Below are 17,765 nucleotides of genomic sequence, written 5' to 3'. Positions count from 1 at the left end.
CACGAAAGGCCCCCTCATGGCCACGCCGCTCCAGGGACGTGAAATCCGCCTGAAGTCCCGCCCGCACGGTGAGCCCACGCCGGACAACTTCGAGTTCGCCACGGTCACCGTCCCGGAACCCGCCGAGGGCCAGGTCCTCGTGCGCAACCACTTCATGTCCGTGGATCCGTACATGCGCGGCCGCATGAACGACGCGAAGTCCTACGTCCCGCCCTTCAAGCTGGGCGAAGTGATGGACGGCGGCAGCGTGGGCCAGGTGATCCGCTCGCGCTCGCCTGACTTCAAGGAAGGCGACTTCGTCGTCGCCGGCACCGGCGGCTGGCGCGAATACGCCGTCGCTCCCGCGAAGCACTACCAGAAGGCCGACCCGTCCGTGGGCCCCCTCTCCGCGTACCTCGGCGTGCTCGGCATGCCGGGCATGACCGCGTACGTGGGCCTGCTCGACATCGGCAAGCCGAAGGCCGGAGACACCGTCTTCGTGTCCGCCGCCGCGGGCGCCGTGGGTGGCGTCGTGGGCCAGATTGCCCGCATCAAAGGCTGCCGCGTGGTGGGCAGCGTCGGCTCGGACGCGAAGGTGAAGCACCTCCGCGATGACCTGAAGTTCGACGCCGCCATCAACTACAAGTCCGCGCCCATCGCCGAGTCCCTGGCCAAGGCCTGCCCGGACGGCATCGACGTCTACTTCGACAACGTGGGCGGCGACCACCTCGAGGCCGCCATCGGCCTGATGAAGAACCACGGCCGCATCGTCCTGTGCGGCGCCATCTCCGTGTACAACGCCACCGCCCCCACGCCCGGTCCGCGCAACCTGGGACTCGCCGTGGGCAAGCGCCTCACCCTCCAGGGCTACATCGTCATGGACCACGCGGACCGCCGGGCGGACTTCCTGCGCGACGTGGGCCAGTGGCTGCGCGAGGGCAAGGTCCAGGACGTCTCCACCATCGTGGACGGCCTGGACAAGGCCCCCGACGCCTTCATCGGCCTGCTGCGCGGCGACAACACCGGCAAGATGCTGGTGCGCCTGGCGAAGGACGCCTGACGCTCGCTGGCCAACGTCGCGAACGAACGCCACCGGACACAGCCGCCGTCTTGCGTCCTGCATCTCCCAGACGCGGGACACAAGACGTGCGGCCTCCGCCGCGTCCGGCACCCTGCACGCCCTTTCGCAGGAGGCAGTGCGGTGACCTCACAGAAACAGCCGGACGCGGTGCGCGTGGATGAGAAGAGCAAGGACCAGCAGCTCGCGAAGGACCGCGCGGAGCCCACTGGCAACTTCCTCACCACGGACCAGGGCATCCGCGTCGAGCACACCGACGACTCGCTCAAGATTGGCGCTCGCGGTCCCACTCTCCTGGAGGACTTCCACTTCCGAGAGAAGATCACCCGCTTCGACCACGAGCGGATCCCCGAGCGCGTCGTCCACGCGCGCGGCGCGGGCGCCCACGGCTACTTCCAGGTCTACGAATCCCAGGCGAAGTACACCCGCGCGAAGTTTCTCCAGGACCCGTCCAAGAAGACGCCCGTGTTCGTGCGCTTCTCCACCGTCGCGGGCTCGCGCGGCTCCGCGGACACCGCGCGTGACGTGCGCGGCTTCGCGGTGAAGTTCTACACGGAGGAAGGCAACTTCGACCTGGTGGGCAACAACATCCCCGTCTTCTTCATCCAGGACGGCATCAAGTTCCCGGACATCATCCACGCCGCCAAGCCGGAACCCCACCACGAGATTCCCCAGGCGCAGACGGCGCATGACTCCTTCTGGGACTTCGTGTCGCTCGTCCCGGAAACGATGCACATGATCATGTGGATCATGTCCGACCGCGCCATCCCGCGCAGCTTCCGGATGATGCAGGGCTTCGGCGTCCACACCTTCCGCTTCATCGACGAAAAGAACACCGCGCGCTTCGTGAAGTTCCACTGGAAGCCGCTGCTGGGTACGCACTCGCTCGTCTGGGATGAAGCGCAGAAGCTCGGCGGCAAGGACCCGGACTTCCACCGCCGCGACCTCTACGAGGCCATCGAGCAGGGCGACTTCCCCGAGTACGAGCTGGGCGTTCAAATCCTGGAGGAGAAGGACGCGCAGGCGCTGGGCGTGGACCTGCTGGACGCGACCAAGCTCATCCCGGAGGAGGTGGCGCCGGTGCAGCCCGTGGGCAAGCTCACGCTCAACCGCAACCCGACCAACTTCTTCGCGGAGACGGAGCAGGTCGCCTTCTGCGTGGCCAACATCGTGCCGGGCATCGACTTCACGGATGATCCGCTGATGCAGGCGCGACTCTTCTCGTACCTGGACACGCAGCTGACGCGCCTGGGCGGGCCGAACTTCGCGGAGATTCCCATCAACCGCCCGGTGGCGCCGGTGCACAACCACCAGCAGGACGGCTTCGGCCGGCACACGAGCAACGTGGGCCGCGCCAACTACTTCCCCAACTCGCTGGGCGGCGGCTGCCCGTTCCTCGCGGCCCAGCAGCAGGGCGGCTACGTGCACCACCCGGAGCAGGTGAGCGGCAAGAAGGTGCGCGAGCGCGCCGCCTCCTTCAACGACCACTACAGCCAGGCAGCCCTCTTCTTCCGCAGCCTGTCCGAACCGGAGCAGCAGCACCTCATCGACGCGTGCCGCTTCGAACTGGGCAAGGTGGAGACGAAGGCCATCCAGGAGCGCGTGCTGGAGCACTTCGCGAAGATCGACGCCCTCCTGGTGTCGGCCGTGGCGGAAGGGCTGGGCCTGCCCGCGCCCAAGGCCACGCCCGTCACGCCCAAGGGCCCTCCCGCGTCCAAGGCCCTGAGCATGGAGGCCATGAAGCTGGCCACGCCGCCGTCCATCAAGACGCGGAAGATTGGCGTGCTCGTCGCGGACGGCGTGGACGCGGACGAGCTGATGGCCCTGCGCAAGGAGTTGGAGTCACAAGGTGCCCAACTGAAGGTCATCGCCAAGCGCCTGGGCACGGTGAAGGCCTCCAACGGCAAGGACGTGCCAGTGGACAAGAGCGCCATGACCACGGCCTCCGTGGAGTACGACGGCGTCTTCATCCCCGGCGGCGCCGCGAGCGTGGCCACGTTGAAGAAGGACGGCGAGTCGCGCCACTTCGTGCAGGAGGCCTACCTGCACTGCAAGACGGTGGGCGCATCCAAGGACGCGGAGGAGCTGCTCAAGGCCTGTGAAATCGACCCGGCCGCGCCGGGCGTCGTCGCGGGCTCCAAGGCAGGGGCCGGCGCGGCGCTGGCCACCGCGTTCGCGAAGGCGCTCGCGAAGCACCGGCACTGGGACCGCAAGGACAACGACCGCGTCCCGGCCTGAGGTCCACTGAGGCGAATGTCACCGCGTCCGCTGTGACGCGGTGACGCGCCGCCACCCGGCAGGACAGCCCTCGCGCAGCACCCGCGCCGCCGCGAGGGCACAGGCATAGCTGCTCGTGATGGGGCGCTCGCACCAGGCGCCGTCCGCGTAAAGCCGCACCGTGGCCGAGTCCTCGACGTGGTCCACGATGTCTCCCTTCCTCAGCGCGTGGGCCATGGCCGCGTCCGCCACCGTCACCACCGACGGCAAACCGGACGGCAGACCCGATACAGGACCCGCGGCGCAGAGCACCAGGCTGCCCTGCTCCACCGCACGGTCCAGGAGCGCGGTGAGGGGCGCCTCGAAGGCGCGGCCCACGGTGCCCAGGCTCAGGTTGATGAGGTCCGGCCGCACGTCCTGCGTGAGCCACTCCAGCGCTTCCAGCAGGCCCAGCGAATCGCCGCGCATCCGCCCATCCAGCACGCGCGCGACGTACCACTCCACGTCGGCACCGGGACGGCCCTGCTCCATCAGGATGCTCAGCACCGCGGTGCCGTGGCCGTGCGTGTCCTCCAGGTCCTCCAACACGGAGTCGCCGCCGCGCCAGGCCGCCAGCTCCTCACGCGAGTGGACACGGGACTCCAGGCGCCGCGCTTCCCGGTCCACCGTGAAGCTCGCGGCCCCGGCGAGTGACAGCCCCGCCCCGCGAAGGAAGCCTGCCGACACACCACTGTCCACGATGGCGACCTTCATGGGGGCAGGGCCTTGCGACACGCCTAGCAGGAGCTGCTCGAGTCCTCGCCCACCGGATACTTGAGCACCGGGAAGTAGGTGCCCACCCACTGGGTACCGCTCCAGGTGTAGTGCTGGCCGTTGAGGTACGACGTGGCGCAGGCGTGGCCCATCAGGTCCTCGGACCCGCTGACTTCCTCCAGCAGCTTCGACACGTCCTTGCTCGTGAACTTCATGGCAACACTCCCGGCGTTGAATTGGGGGAAAAGCAGGAAGGAGCCTAGGGGGCCAGTGAGCGGGTCGCAATGATGTGGGGCGTCCCTCGAAGGGGAACGCAGCGCCGGACTCGCGAGGGGGTTAGGGTCTGCCGGTCCACCGGTGTGAGAGGTGTCTCGCGATGAAGCTCTGGGCCCGCTGGTTTCGCATTCCCTTCTGGCAGCGAGTGCTGGGCGCCTTCGTGCTGGGAGCGCTCGCCGGATGGGCGCTGGGCGACCGCGCCGGCACGTGGCTCCAGCCGCTGGGCACGCTCTACGTCCAGCTGATCCGGATGATCGCCACACCGCTGGTGTTCTTCGCCGTCATCCACGCGGTGTCCGCGCTGCGCGGCCAGAAGAGCGTGGCGGCGCTGGGCGGCCGCACCTTCCTCTGGTTCGCCGTCACCGCCGCGCTCGCCGTGGGCGTGGGCCTGGGCACCGCGGCCCTCACGAAGCCGGGCCTGGGCGTGGGCACGCTCCAGGTGGCCAGCGACTTCAAGCCCAAGCAGGTGCCCGGCCCCGTGCAGGTGCTGCTGGACGTGGTGCCCACCAACCCCTTCGCCGCGCTGGCGGAAGGGAAGATGCTCCAGGTCATCTTCTTCGCGGGCCTGCTGGGCTTCGCGCTGGTGAAGCTGGGGGACCGCACCGCCCGCCTGCGCGCGCTCGTGGGCGAGGCCAGCGACGCGATGATTCAAGTCACCCGCTTCGTGCTGGAGCTGACGCCGCTGGGCACCTTCGGCCTCATCGCCGCGCTGGTGGGCACCTACGGCTTCGAGCGCCTGCTACCCCTGGGCACCTTCGTCCTCACGCTGTACCTCGCGTGCGCGGTGCACGTCGTCTTCGTGTACGGCGGGCTGCTCGCGGCGCACGGGCTCAACCCGCTGCGCTTCTTCCGGGGCGCCGCGCCGGGCATGCAGGTGGCGTTCGTCAGCTCCTCCAGCTTCGCGTCCATGCCGGTGGCCCTGCGCAGCGTCACCCACAACCTGGGCGTCGACCGGGACTACGCGGCGTTCGCGGTGCCCCTGGGCGCCAGCATCAAGATGGACGGCTGCGGCGCCATCTACCCGGCCATGACGTCGCTCTTCATCGCCCAATACTTCGGCCTGACGCTGTCCGCGCCCCAGCTCTTCATCATCCTGCTGGCGTCCGTGCTGGGCAGCTTCGGCACCGCCGGCGTGCCCGGTACGGCGGTGGTGATGACCACCGTCGTCCTCAGCTCCGCGGGGCTGCCCCTGGAGGGGCTGGGCTACCTGCTGGCCATCGACCGGGTGCTGGACATGATGCGCACCCTCACCAACGTCACCGGCCAGATGCTGGTGCCCGTCCTGGTGGCCCGCGAGGAGGGCCTCCTGGACCTGGCTGTCTACAACCGCGCGTCCAGCAACGTGGGGCTGGAGGAGCCCCCGTCGCCGGCCGCCTGAGCGCTACTTGCAGGTCGTCACTTGCAGGTCTTCGCGGGCATCGAGTCGATCCAATCCGCGATGAGCTGCGCGCCCTCCGCGTGGTGAATCGTGCGGCCAATCTGCGGCATCATCTTGCCGGACTCCTCCGTGTGCAGCCGGTACCAGAGGATGGACTCCGCGTGGTTGCCGGGGACGATGTCGAACTCGCCGCCCACGCCCGCTCCCGCGGAGCCCGGGCGCTTGCACTCGCCCAGTGAGAACAGGCTGGTGTTGTCGAAGTTGAGGAACAGCTGGCTGGTGATGCCCGCCGTGCCCTTCGGGTTGTGGCAATGCGCGCAGTTGATGTCCAGGTACGTGCGCGCCCGCGTGTCCAGGTTCGCCGACTGCGGGTCGAACGCGTCCGGCGCCTTCGGCAGCTCCGCCTGGGCGGGCAGCCCGTCCAGCTTGCCCAGCGACGCCAGGTACTCCAGCTGGTCGCGCTCCACGCCTCCGTAGGTGTTCGTGCGGTGCAGGTAGCGCGCCTTCACGCCAATGGGGTGCATCACCTGGTCGCCCTTCTCATCCACCAGGTGGTGGCACTGCTGGCACTGGTTCTTGGAAGGGACCGAGTACCGGAACGACCGGGTCTCCCCCTCCAGGTCGATGAACGTCACGTCGCGCGCACGGCTTCCGGTGGCCAGATCAGCTTCCGTTTGCGCCGGATTCCAAACGTAGGGCCATGCCTCCCATCCCGACGGCTGGCGCACCAGGACGCGCGTTTCGATGAAACGCACGTCCTGGTCCGGCTTCCGCAAGTCCGCCGGGAAGGCGAACGTCTTCGTGATGAGCGTCCCCACCGGCAGGTCCAGCGCATCCACGGGCGCGTAGTGCGCCGTCTTGCCGGGGGGGATGTAGAGGGTGCGTGACTTGACCGCGTAGTCGGAGAACAGCACGGTGGACAGGGTGTAGGGCACGTTGCCCTCCACCGGCACCAGCCCTCCGTCCGCCGGGCTTCCGGTGAACAGCCCGAAGCCCGACAGCACATTGGGGATGGCCAGCGGCGGCCCTGCATCCACAGGCCCCGCGTCCAGAACGCCCGCATCGAGCGTTCCGGCATCCATGCCCGCGTCAGGTTCACCCGCGTCCGGAACCCCCGCGTCCCCCGTTCCGGCATCCACGGTCCCCGAGTCGGGTGTGGGCCCGGGGCCTTCCGGGTCGGAGGAACCGCAGGCTGCCAGCGTCAACGCCAGCAGCACCACGGAGAGACGGGGGCTCACGAACGACGTCCACATGGGTGTCACGCTCCCTGACCTCGGTTACGGCTTGATGAAGTCGCCAATCGTCAGCGCGGGGCTGAAGCCCGAGCAGTTGAACTCCGCCTTCGAGGCCGGGTAGTGCCGCGTGAGGGCCCACCCGCCCGCGAAGTTGCCCGTGGCCGCGGCCGCACCCGCCGCCACCAGGTCCAGGTCCGCGATGGCGTTGACGGTGCCCGAGGGCAGCGTGTTGTCGGCGAAGCAGATGTTGATGGGGTTCAGCTCCGTGCGGGCATGGCCGTAGGGGTCCACGCCGTCCCACACCAGGTGCTCCACGCCCTTCGCGCCCTGCGTCTCGCCGTAGGTGTAGAGCGCCGCCAGGGCCGCGCCCAGGGGCCGCAGCTGCGGGCTCAGGTTGCCGTTGTCCACGTTGTCGCCGCTGCCACCCTGGAAGGTGTTGCCGTGGATGTAGACGTCCGAGCTCGCGAAGTTGAAGCCGCCCGCCGCCCACAGCGCGACGTCGTCCTCGATGGTGAGGCCGCTCAGCACCGCCACGTCCACCGTGTTGTTGTTGCCCCAGGTGTTGCCCGTCAGCTCCACGCGGCGCGACGCCAGCATGAACGTGCCCGTGCCCGCCGGCACCTGCGACACCGTGCTGCTGCTGGCCGCGACGGACGCGAAGTTGTGCCGGTTGTTGCCGGTGATGGTGTTGTTCTTCACCCGGATGTCCGTCCCCATGATGGGGTTGCCCGGCAGGTCGAACACCACCAGGCCCGTGGTGTTGTCCTGGGCCGTGTTGCCCAGCACGTAGGCGTACTTCGTGTTCTCGATCTCGATGCCCGCCACGTTCTGCTTCGCCACGCTGTTGCGCACGACGGCGTACTCCGTCTGGCCCACGTAGATGCCCGCGTCCGCGGCGTTGTACGCCTCGCATTCATCGATGAGGACGTACTTGGACTTCACCGGGTACAGGCCGTACTTGCCGTTGCTCTCCTTGTCGGCCTCCGCCCACTCCGTGCGCACGCGGCGCATGACGACGTCGATGGAGGACTCCACGCGGATGGCGTCCTTCTTCGCGTTCCACACCGCCAGGTCGCTCACCGTGAAGAGATTGCCCACCACGTCCAGGCCGTTGGAGTTCGCCGCGGCGTTGGTGAACACCAGCACCGTGCTGCTCGCCCCGCCGGTGCCCTCGCCCTTCGTGCCCTTGCCCGCACCCACCAGCGTGATGCCGTTCTGGCGGATGGTGATGGCGTTGTCGAAGGTGTACGTGCCCGCCGCCAGATTGATGGTGGTGCACTCGGCCATGGTGTTCACCTGGTCCTGGAGCGCCTCCTCCTGGCCCGGTGCGAAGTTCAGCATCGCCTGGGCCTTGCCCTCGCAGGAGAAGGTCCCCGCGCTGCCGCCGTCCCAGGGGATGCCCGTGTCCACGCTGCCCGCGTCGCTGCCGGCGTCCGTGTTCGTGCCCGCGTCCGTGTTCGTACCCGCGTCCACTTTCACGCCCGAATCCGGCGTGTTGTCGTCGTCATCCGAGCAGGCGGTCAACGAGAGGGCCCCTACCAGGGCCAGAACGGTCGCGCGCGTAGCGCGAGTCCACTGCAAACGGGGCATGTCGTTCCTCCGCGAGGCCGCTCCGCATGGGCCACGGGGAAGCGCCCGCGGCCCGCGAAGCAGCGGGAAGGCGGCATGCTCGGAGCAAAGACACACTGGCGACAAGCACAAGTTTCACGTTTGTGTTTTGACGCGGCGCCCCTTCAGTCACGCTCAAAAAAGCACGCGCACGCGGTAAGCCTATCGTCCGCAATGTGTCCGGAATGCGAATGACGCACGGCCCCATGACAGGCGCGCGGTCAGGCCCGTGGGCGAGGACACCGCGCTCCCCGCAGCCGACCCGCGCGGTCATCTTGAGAAGGAGGTCGCGGCGCGGTTCCCCTCTCCCGCGACGGAAAGAACGAGGACGCCCATGCGCACTGGAACCCTGGTGACCCTGGTGGTGGCGCTCGCGTCAGGTCCGGCCCTGGCGCAGCAGGACGAAGCGATGACTGCCCCGGATGGCAATGACTCGCAGAACCTGGATGACCGGCAATCACTGACAAGCGATTCCGGCGACGGCACCTTCTGGAACAATTACTGGTATCAGCCGCCCGCGGAGAGCGGGTTCCAGCAGCCCCTCGCCGGCTCGTATCAGCTCGAGCAGCCGATGGCCGGTTCGTACCAGCTGCAGCAGCCGCTCGTCGGCACGTACCAGCTCCAGCAACCGCTCATCGGCTCATATCAACTCCAGCAACCGCTCAACGGGACGTACCAGTTGCAGCAGCCGCTGAATGGGACGTACCAGCTCCAGCAGCCGCTCATCGGCACGCAGCAGCAGCGCCCGCCGATGCATGGGCCGGGCGCCACGCGGGTGCGCTGAGCCCTTGCGCCACCTACCGCCGGGCGTTGAAGGTGTCGCACGCCTCCAGCGTCCCCTGCTCCAGGCCGCGCTTGAACCAGGTCATGCGCTGCGCGGCGGAGCCATGGGTGAAGGACTCGGGGACGACGTAGCCCCGGGCGCGCTTCTGGAGGGTGTCGTCGCCCACGGCGCTGGCGGCGCCCAGGCCCTCCTCCACGTCCCCCTGCTCCAGGATGTTCCGCTCCTTCTGCGCGTGGTGGGCCCAGATGCCGGCGAAGCAGTCCGCCTGGAGTTCCGTCAGCACGGAGAGCTGGTTGGCCTGCTCCTCGCTCGTGCGGTTGCGCAGGGACTGCACCTTGCGGGAGACGCCCAGCAGGTTCTGCACGTGGTGCCCCACCTCGTGCGCGATGACGTACGCGCGGCCGAAGTCACCCGGCGCGCCGAAGCGGCTCTCCAGCTCGTCGAAGAAGGTCAGGTCCAGGTACACCTTCTGGTCGCCCGGACAATAGAAGGGCCCCACCGCGCTCTCCTGCATGCCGCACGCGGACTGCACCGCGTCCGAGAAGAGCACCAGCCGCGGCTGCACGTAGCGCACGCCCTGGGGCTCCAGCAGGCCGGGCCAGGTGTCCTCGGTGTCCGCGAGCACGACGGAGGCGAAGTCCTTCAGCTTCTCCTGCTGCGGATCCACGTTCCCGGAGCCGCCCGTACCCGGTTGCGAATACGGAGAGGTGCGCGTGCCAATCTGGACGTCGGACGGGTCGCCGCCCAGCAGCATCACCAGCAGGGCCACCACCAGTGACGCGGCGCCACCGCCCACCGCGAGCGGGCGTCCGAAGCCACCGCCCCGCCGGTCCTCGATGTTCGAGCTGCGACGTCCGCCTTCCCACCTCATCCTGTTCCCCCTGTCAGTGAAGACGCTCCGAGGACCAAGGTAGGCAGCGGGCCCTCCGTCAGCGACGGTGCGGGCCCGGAGTGGACGGATGGCAGGAGGTCCGCAGGGCAGGCGGGCGGACGAGCCCCTACTTGATGGGAGAGAAGCCGACCGCCCCAGAGGCCACGCGCGCGGCGGTGCCCAGGCGCTCCATCAGGGCGGGACCGAAGTACTGGCGCCGGGATTCGCCCTGCCCTTCGCGCACCTTCTCAGGCGTGTCCAGGTAGCCCACGTAGCCGTTGGCGAGCCCCAGCACGTGCGTCGCCCCGGTGAGGTCCGCCAGCGCGCGGCCCGCGCCCACGGTGGGCTCTCCCGGGATGGACAGCAGCTCCAGGGGCCCCAGCGCCAGCGCATCCACCTCCGCCTCGCGCGGTGATGAAGCGCACAGGAAGTTGTCCCCTGCCGCGCGGGTGAAGGCGGGCACCAGCCGCGAAGAGTCCGGCCGGGGCAGCGCCGTCTGGACTCGCGCGAACGCCAGCCGCACCGGCTCCGTCACGGACGCCGGGGCAGCGCCATCCGCCAGCGCCGATAGCTTGCGCGCGAAGCCCAGGGCGCGCTCGGGGCCCTGGCCCTCGTTGAAGGACACGGTCGCATTGCCCTCGCTGCCCTGCACGAACAGCGTGACGCCACTCCCCGCCTCCTCGCGCAGCGCGCTCAGCCGGCCCGGGAAGTCCGGATCCAACAGCGACCGCTGCCGGGGAATGAGCGTGGCGTGCCCGGCGAACACCAGCACCTCCGCCACGGGCCCCTCCGCTCCGCGCAACACCGCCCGCGTGAGCTGGCCGTCCGGGACATCCCCACCGGAGCGGGAATGGACGAGCTCCGCGTCCGCCGCGCCGCCCACCTCCAGTGTCACGTCCTTCATGGAAGCCGCGGCCTTCTCCAGCGCCTCGCTCGCGCCCTCCACCACCGCGTTCGCGGACGCCTCCCGGTAGCGCCCCGTGCCGGAGAGCTGGGCCGCCCACCGCGCGTCGTAGCCTCCAAACGAGGAGTGCGTGTGCGTGGCCACCACCAACACCTCCTTCACCCCGGCCTTCGCGACGCGCTCGCGCACCCGCGCCGTGATTTCCGGCGTCACCAGGAGCAGCTCCAGCGACACCACGCCCACGCGCGCGCCACCGGCCTCCAGCACCAGGGCCCTCGCATGGAGGGGGAGCTCGGCCTGGCTCGCCTCGGGCCGGGGTGGGACGTAGCCCGCCACCACCACCGGATAGGGCGGAGAGAGGGCCACCTTCGCCGCGCCCGCGCGCAGAGGACCTTCGCCACGCACCTGTGACAGCACCTCGGGCGTGCGCTCCTCCCACCTCCCACACCAGTTCCAGGAGGCGAGCGCGTAGGCGGCCCCGGCCGTTAACAAGGCGAAGGGCAGCAAGGGGCGGAGGAAGGAGCGCCGGGAAGAGGACATGCCGGAGGCAGCGTAACCCCTCGGCGCTTCCAGGCGGCTCCTACCTTTCGGGCAACGGTGCCTTGCCTGGCCTACAAGGGCCGACGTCGGCTGATGGTGGAATACCCACCTTCAAGGCGTGCGTTCCTGTTCCGCTTCGCGGTCGAAAGGGGTAAGGCAGCGCGCCATGTGCGGCATCTTCGGAATCGTGGGTCACGGAGAGGCGTCCAACCTGACGTACCTGGGGTTGCACGCCCTGCAGCACCGCGGACAGGAGTCCGCCGGAATCGTCGCGTCCGACGGGCACGTCCTGCGCGCGCACCGGCAGATGGGCCTGGTCGCCGACATCTTCACCGCGCCGGTGATTGAAGGGCTCCCCGGCAAGGCGGCCATCGGCCACGTGCGCTACAGCACGGCGGGTGGCAGTGGCATCAAGAACGCCCAGCCCCTGTTCGTGAACTACGCGGGCGGCCAGTTCTCCATCGCGCACAACGGCAACCTCGTGAACGCGGTGGAGCTCAAGGCGGAGCTGGAGTCGGAGGGCGCGCTCTTCCAGTCGGACGCGGACACGGAGGTGGTGATGCACCTCCTCGCCCGCTCCAAGCAGCCCACCTTCGAGGCCCGCCTCGTGGAAGCGCTGCGCCGGGTGGAGGGCGCGTACAGCATCCTGCTCCTCACCGAGGACAAGCTCATCGCGGTGCGCGACCCCAACGGCTTCCGGCCGCTGGTGCTGGGCAAGATGAAGGAAGGCGCCTACGTGCTCGCCAGCGAGACGACGGCGTTGGACCTCATCGAGGCGGAGATCGTCCGCGAGCTGGAGCCGGGCGAGCTGGTCGTCATCGAGAACGGCGTGCTGCGCTCCAGCATGCCGTTCAAGCCCGCGGCCCGGCTGGGCCGCTGCATCTTCGAGCACGTCTACTTCGCCAAGCCGGACTCGGTGCTCTTCGGCAGCAGCGTGTACGAGGTGCGCAAGCGCCTGGGCATGCAGCTGGCGCGCGAGCAGCCCGCGGAGGCGGACCTGGTCATCGCGGTGCCGGACTCCGGCGTGCCCGCGGCCATCGGCTTCTCGCAGGCGAGCGGCATCCCCTACGACGTGGGCCTCATCCGCAGCCACTACGTGGGCCGCACCTTCATCGAGCCGCAGCAGTCCATCCGCCACTTCGGCGTGAAGCTGAAGCTGTCCGCCGTGCGCCAGGTGCTCAAGGGCAAGCGCGTGGTGGTGGTGGACGACTCCATCGTGCGCGGCACCACCAGCCGGAAGATCGTGAAGATGCTCAAGGCCGCGGGCGCCGTGGAGGTGCACCTGCGCATCTCGTCGCCGCCCACGCAGTGGCCCTGCTACTACGGCATCGACACGCCCAGCCGCACGGAGCTCATCGCGGCCAGCCACACCACGGATGAAATCGCGAAGTACGTGACGGCGGACTCCCTGGGCTACCTGTCGCTGGAAGGCCTGGGCACCGCGGTGGAGGACCCGAAGCGGAGCACCTACTGCACCGCGTGCTTCTCCGGGCAGTACCTCACCGACAAGCTGTCCCAGAGCGCGGGTGCCACCAAGCTCAGCGCCTGAGATGTCAGCCGCGCCTTCGGGCCGGCCCGGGCTCGCCCAGGCGGAGCGGCAGTTCGTCCGCTCCGTCGTCGCGGGCCTGGTGTTGTTGGGCGCGGTCGCCGTCGCGGGACCGCTGCTCTCCTACCGCAGTGACGTGGCCGTGGCCCGTGCGGAGTTCCAGTCCCGCATGACGCGCGAGGCCCGCGTCTACGCGGAGGCGCTGGGCCTGCACCTGAAGCTGCTCCAAACGGAGCTCCTGCGCGTGTCCGAGGGCGTGGGCCCGGACGTGAAGCGCGAGCTGCCCACCGAGGACCTCCAGGACCTCACCACGCCCCGCGCCGGCCTCTTCCACGCGGGCGTGATGGTGCTGGACGCGCAGGGCAAGCTGCGCTGGAGCGACCCACCGCTCGACGAGGCGCAAGCCCAGGACGGCTTCGCCACGCGCCCCTGGTTCCAACAAGTGCTCGCGCGCCAGACGTCGGTGGTGGACGCCATCGCGCCGGGCGCGTCCCTCTTCGTCGTCGCGGTGCCGGTGGTGCGCGCGGGCGAGACGACCGCGGTGCTCGCGGGCCTGCTGGACACGGGGACGGCGCTGCCGGGCGGGCGGCCCCTGAGCAACGACCTGGAGCTGCTCGTCCTCAACGCCTCGGGAGACCTCTTCCTGCCGAGCGCGCCACCCTCATGGGCCAACGTGTCGCGCGCGTCCGGAGAGCTGCGCGACTTCATCCGCGAGGGCGTCCGGCCCCCGTCGCTGGACGCGATGCCGGAGACCTTCCTCACCGCCACGCCCGTGCCCGGCACGGGGCTGCACCTGGTGCTCGCCGCGGACGAGACCGCGCTCCTGTCCGGCCTGCGCGACCGCTTCCTCGTGCAGCTGCTGGTGCTGGCGCTGCTCCAGGTGGGCACGCTGGTGCTCTTCACCGTCCACTGGCGCCGCGTCTACGGCCTGTTCCGCGAGGTGGAGACGCGCTCCGCGCAGCAGGAGAAGATGGCCGCGCTGGGCAGCGCCGCCAGCCTCATCGCGCACGAGGTGAAGAACTCCCTCAACGGCCTCAAGGCCGCCACCGGCCTCGTCTCGCCGGAGGGGGAAGGCGGGCTCGTGGTGCGCACGCTGCACGGCCAGATTGACCGGCTGGCGCACCTGGCCACGTCGCTGCTCAACTTCGGCAAGCCGCCCGTCGTGCGCCGCGTGGACGTGAACCTGTCCCAGCTGGTGCGTGACGTGGTGGAAGGCCTGCGCTCGCTGCCGGAGGCGGGGGAAGTGCGCGTGGACGTGGACGTGCCCCCGGACGCGGCGCCCCTGTCGTGCGACCCGTTGCTGCTCACCACCGCGCTGGACAACCTGGTGCGCAACGCGATGGAGGCCACGGTGGCGGCCAAGGACCTGGGCAAGGTGGCAGAGCCCCAGGTGCGCGTGCGCGCCCGCCTGGACGCGGACGCGGCGGTGGTGACGGTGGAGGACAACGGGGGCGGGCCACCGCCGGGCGTGCAGGAGCACCTCTTCGAGCCCTTCCACACCTCCAAGCCCAAGGGCATCGGATTGGGGTTGGCCATGACGCGCCAGGCGCTGGAGCATCAGGGCGGACAGCTCACCTTCGAGCGCCTTCCCGACGGCAGCCGCTTCCTCCTCCACCTTCCCCGAGTGCCCCGGCCATGAGCCTCCCCGTCCTCTTGGTGGATGACGACCGAGCCTTCTCCTCCATCGCGGCGGTGGCGCTCCAGCGCGAGGGCTTCAGCCTCACGGTGGCGCACTCGCTGCACGAGGCCCGCGCGTCGTTGGCGAAGACCACGCCCGTGCTGTTGGTGTTGGATCGCCGCCTGCCGGATGGAGACGGGCTCACGTTCCTGCCGGAGCTGAAGGCGCACGCGCCCGGCGTGGCGGTGGTGATGGTGACGGCGCACGGAGACATCGCCAGCGCGGTGGACGCGGTGCGAGCGGGCGCGGCGGACTACCTGGCCAAGCCCGTGGAGCTGGCCGACCTGGTGCTGCGCGCGCGCCGGGCCGTGGACGCGAGCCGTTTGAGGGACCGGCTGGAGACGGCGGAGGCGGAGCTGTCCGGCCGCCGCCGGCTGGTGCCCCCCACGTCCGCCGCGATGCAGCGGGTGTTCGCGATGCTGGAGCGCATCGCCGCGTCGCCGCGAAGCCCGGTGCTGCTGCTGGGCGAGACGGGCGTGGGCAAGGAGCAGCTCGCGCGGCACCTGCATGCGCTCGCGTCGAAGGACGGGGGCGCGCCCTTCGTGCACATCAACTGCGCGGCCCTGCCCGAGCAGACGGTGGAGAGCGAGCTGTTCGGCCACGAGAAGGGCGCCTTCACGGACGCGCGCACCGCGAGGCGCGGCCTGGTGGAGGTGGCCCACGGCGGCGTGCTCTTCCTGGATGAAGTGGGCGAACTGCCGCTGCCGCTCCAGGCGAAGCTGCTCACGTTCCTGGACTCGGGGAGGTTCCGCCGGCTGGGTGGTACGACGGAGCAGACGAGCACCGCGCGCATCGTGGCCGCCACCAACCGGGACCTGCCGAAGCAGATGTCGGGCGGCAACTTCCGAGAGGACCTCTGGTTCCGCCTGGGCGTGTTCCGCATCGACATCCCGCCGCTGCGAAAGCGGCGCGAGGACATCCTCCCGCTGGCGGAAGGGATGCTCGCGGACCTGGGCCGCGAGCTGGGCCGGCGCGACGTCAGCCTGGGCGTGAAGGCCCGCGCGAGGCTCGCGGCGTATGCGTTCCCGGGCAACGTGCGCGAGCTGCGCAACATCCTGGAGCGGGCGCTGGTGCTGGAGTCCGGACCGGAACTGGAGCTGGAGGTGCTTGGCGGCACGCCCTCCGTGAGCGCCGCGGTGAAGGTGGAGGCATCCGCCGCGGTGGCGCCGGGAGCCTTCAGCGTGACGGAGCCCGTGCCCATGGAGGACCTGGAGCAGGCGTACGTGCGCTGGGTGCTGGAGCGGCTGGGCGGCCGGCGCATGGAGGCGGCGAAGGCGCTCGGGCTGTCCTATCCGACCTTCCTCAAGCGTCTGGGTGACACCTGAAGCGATTTGCAGTGCCCGCGATGAAAGGATTTTGAAGTCGCGGGCTCTGAAAGGATTTTGAAGTCGCGCGGCGTCGCATCCGCGCGGATTTGCTGGGGCCAGGCCGGGCACACGGCTTGCGATGGGGCTCCTCCGGATTCTCACCGGAGCCTGCCGCTTGCGCCGTTCCCTCCCCGTACTCATCGCCCTGGGCACCCTGCTCGGTCTCACCGCCGGTGCCGAGCAGCGCCCCACGTCCTCCTCCACGCTGCTGCTCTCCACCCTGCCGGACGACGACGGTCTGGCGGAGCTCCTCTGGGAGCACTCCGCCGACTTCGCGGACGACCGCGCCCGCCTCGCGGCGTCGCGAGCGGGTCACCAGCGCACGCACCTGCTGCCCAATCCGGAGCTGGACGTGTCGATGAACACCATCCCCATCGGCGCCACGAACCCGCCGGGCCTGCGCCGCCTGGACGACGTGCCCAACTACGTCGTGGGACTGTCGGAGCTGGTGGAGCTGGGCAAGCGGGGCCCGCGTCAGGACGCGGCGAAGGCGGCGCTGTCCGCCACCACGTTGGACGTGCACGCCGCGCTGAGGGCTCGCACGTACGACGTGCTGGAGCGAGCAGCGGACGTGGCCACCCTGGAGGTGCGCATCGCGGAGCTGACGAAGCTCACCGACGACGCGCTGAAGCTCACGGACCTGCAACGCGCCAGGCAGCAGCACGGCGACGCCGCGGGCCTGGACGTGGACCGCTCCACGTTGGAGGCACAGTCGTTGGAGACGTCGCTGGGAGAGGAGCGGGTGAAGCTCACGGACGCGCTGCTCGCATGCGCGCAGCTCGCGGGCATTCCGTGTGAGCCGTTCGGAAACCACGAGCGGGCGATGTCCTTCCTCCAGGCGAGGCTCGACAAGGCGCCCGCCCCCGTCGCCATCGAAGCAAGGCCGGACCTGCGGGCCCTGAGCGCGCAGGAGGACTCCGCACGGTCCTCTCTGACGTTGGCGCAGCGCCGCTGGATTCCGGATCCGACGGTGCGAGCTGGCTACACGCGAGACCAGTTCATGATCTCCGGCAACCAGAAGAACTCCCTCTTCGTGGGCCTGTCGATTCCGCTCCCCCTCTTCGACCACGGTCAGGCGGACGCGCACGCCGCCAGCGCGAGCGCCCAGTCCGCGAGGACCGCGCGAGAGCTGCTCACGGCCCAGGCCTCGCGGGAGACGGACGTCCTGAACCAGCAACTGCGAGCGGTGCAGGAGCGCAGGCAGAAGCTCCACACGCAAACGCTGCCGCTGGCCGAAGGCGTGGTGCAGCGCCTGGACGCGGCGGTGAAGGCAGGAGGAGCGGCATTGCAGGACCTGCTCCTCGCGCGCCGGACCTACGGCGAGCTGGTGCTGCACGCGGCCGACCTGGATCAGACCGCCTACCGCCTCACCATCGCCATCGCCCGGACCAGCGCCGCCGGTCCGCGCGCACCGGACGCGATGACCAACCCCCGCTCCTGATGACGGCAGGCGCATTCCCCCGCTCCTGCCTCCGCTCCTCGAAGCACGAACACCGCCCTGCCCGCCCCTGACGAGCCGTCCCATTCCGCGTGAGCCCCACGCGATCCCTC

General features: G+C 69.9%; 14 protein-coding genes. 8 read left to right on the top strand and 6 right to left on the bottom strand.

What is annotated here, in order from left to right; genetic code table 11:
* Positions 1-16: 16 nt before the first annotated feature.
* On the top strand, positions 17-1,039 hold the full coding sequence (locus tag GTZ93_RS04760) for an NADP-dependent oxidoreductase (protein WP_120577834.1): 1,023 nt from the start codon (positions 17-19) through the stop codon (positions 1,037-1,039).
* Between the two features lie 141 nt (positions 1,040-1,180).
* Positions 1,181-3,295, top strand: a complete 2,115-nt coding sequence (locus tag GTZ93_RS04755; RefSeq protein WP_180946050.1) for a catalase — start codon at positions 1,181-1,183, stop codon at positions 3,293-3,295.
* Between the two features lie 18 nt (positions 3,296-3,313).
* On the opposite strand, the gene GTZ93_RS04750 is transcribed toward GTZ93_RS04755, so the two are convergent.
* Both GTZ93_RS04750 and GTZ93_RS04745 read right to left on the bottom strand, forming a co-directional pair.
* Complete coding sequence (locus GTZ93_RS04750; RefSeq protein WP_139917758.1) at positions 3,314-4,027, bottom strand: S8/S53 family peptidase; 714 nt, start codon at positions 4,025-4,027, stop codon at positions 3,314-3,316.
* Positions 4,028-4,050: 23 nt separating this feature from the next.
* Positions 4,051-4,242 (bottom strand): hypothetical protein, encoded by a 192-nt coding sequence (locus GTZ93_RS04745; protein ID WP_120577837.1) that lies wholly within the window; start codon positions 4,240-4,242, stop codon positions 4,051-4,053.
* A 161-nt stretch (positions 4,243-4,403) separates the two neighbouring features.
* Here GTZ93_RS04745 and GTZ93_RS04740 point away from each other — a divergent pair, with 161 nt between their 5' ends.
* Positions 4,404-5,681: a dicarboxylate/amino acid:cation symporter gene (locus tag GTZ93_RS04740; protein WP_139917760.1), complete on the top strand. Its 1,278-nt coding sequence runs from the start codon at positions 4,404-4,406 to the stop codon at positions 5,679-5,681.
* A gap of 17 nt (positions 5,682-5,698) precedes the next feature.
* Here GTZ93_RS04740 and GTZ93_RS04735 read toward each other — a convergent pair whose 3' ends face one another.
* Both GTZ93_RS04735 and GTZ93_RS04730 read right to left on the bottom strand, forming a co-directional pair.
* Positions 5,699-6,919: an SO2930 family diheme c-type cytochrome gene (locus GTZ93_RS04735; RefSeq protein ID WP_257979134.1), complete on the bottom strand. Its 1,221-nt coding sequence runs from the start codon at positions 6,917-6,919 to the stop codon at positions 5,699-5,701.
* Between the two features lie 39 nt (positions 6,920-6,958).
* Positions 6,959-8,506 (bottom strand): parallel beta-helix domain-containing protein, encoded by a 1,548-nt coding sequence (locus GTZ93_RS04730; protein ID WP_139917764.1) that lies wholly within the window; start codon positions 8,504-8,506, stop codon positions 6,959-6,961.
* A 352-nt stretch (positions 8,507-8,858) separates the two neighbouring features.
* On the opposite strand from GTZ93_RS04730, the gene GTZ93_RS04725 reads away from it, so the two are divergent.
* Positions 8,859-9,308: a hypothetical protein gene (locus GTZ93_RS04725; RefSeq protein ID WP_139917766.1), complete on the top strand. Its 450-nt coding sequence runs from the start codon at positions 8,859-8,861 to the stop codon at positions 9,306-9,308.
* A gap of 13 nt (positions 9,309-9,321) precedes the next feature.
* On the opposite strand, the gene ypfJ is transcribed toward GTZ93_RS04725, so the two are convergent.
* On the bottom strand, positions 9,322-10,179 hold the full coding sequence (ypfJ, locus tag GTZ93_RS04720) for a KPN_02809 family neutral zinc metallopeptidase (protein ID WP_139917768.1): 858 nt from the start codon (positions 10,177-10,179) through the stop codon (positions 9,322-9,324).
* 127 nt (positions 10,180-10,306) lie between these two features.
* On the bottom strand, positions 10,307-11,623 hold the full coding sequence (locus GTZ93_RS04715) for a neutral/alkaline non-lysosomal ceramidase N-terminal domain-containing protein (protein ID WP_139917770.1): 1,317 nt from the start codon (positions 11,621-11,623) through the stop codon (positions 10,307-10,309).
* Positions 11,624-11,789: 166 nt separating this feature from the next.
* Here GTZ93_RS04715 and purF point away from each other — a divergent pair, with 166 nt between their 5' ends.
* From purF to GTZ93_RS04695, 4 genes are all read left to right on the top strand, one after another.
* Positions 11,790-13,172, top strand: a complete 1,383-nt coding sequence (gene purF / locus GTZ93_RS04710) for an amidophosphoribosyltransferase (protein WP_167547810.1) — start codon at positions 11,790-11,792, stop codon at positions 13,170-13,172.
* Position 13,173: 1 nt separating this feature from the next.
* On the top strand, positions 13,174-14,808 hold the full coding sequence (locus GTZ93_RS04705; RefSeq protein ID WP_167547809.1) for a sensor histidine kinase: 1,635 nt from the start codon (positions 13,174-13,176) through the stop codon (positions 14,806-14,808).
* Positions 14,805-16,172 (top strand): sigma-54-dependent transcriptional regulator, encoded by a 1,368-nt coding sequence (locus GTZ93_RS04700; protein WP_139917776.1) that lies wholly within the window; start codon positions 14,805-14,807, stop codon positions 16,170-16,172. The genes GTZ93_RS04705 and GTZ93_RS04700 overlap by 4 nt, the downstream gene beginning before the upstream one ends.
* A 157-nt stretch (positions 16,173-16,329) precedes the next feature.
* Positions 16,330-17,655, top strand: a complete 1,326-nt coding sequence (locus GTZ93_RS04695) for a TolC family protein (RefSeq protein ID WP_139917778.1) — start codon at positions 16,330-16,332, stop codon at positions 17,653-17,655.
* Positions 17,656-17,765 lie beyond the last annotated feature (110 nt).

Source organism: Corallococcus exiguus (genome assembly GCF_009909105.1).
Taxonomy (GTDB): domain Bacteria; phylum Myxococcota; class Myxococcia; order Myxococcales; family Myxococcaceae; genus Corallococcus; species Corallococcus exiguus.
The sequence above is the reverse complement of the archived record's forward strand: the minus strand, read 5'-3'. Positions and strand labels throughout refer to the sequence as shown.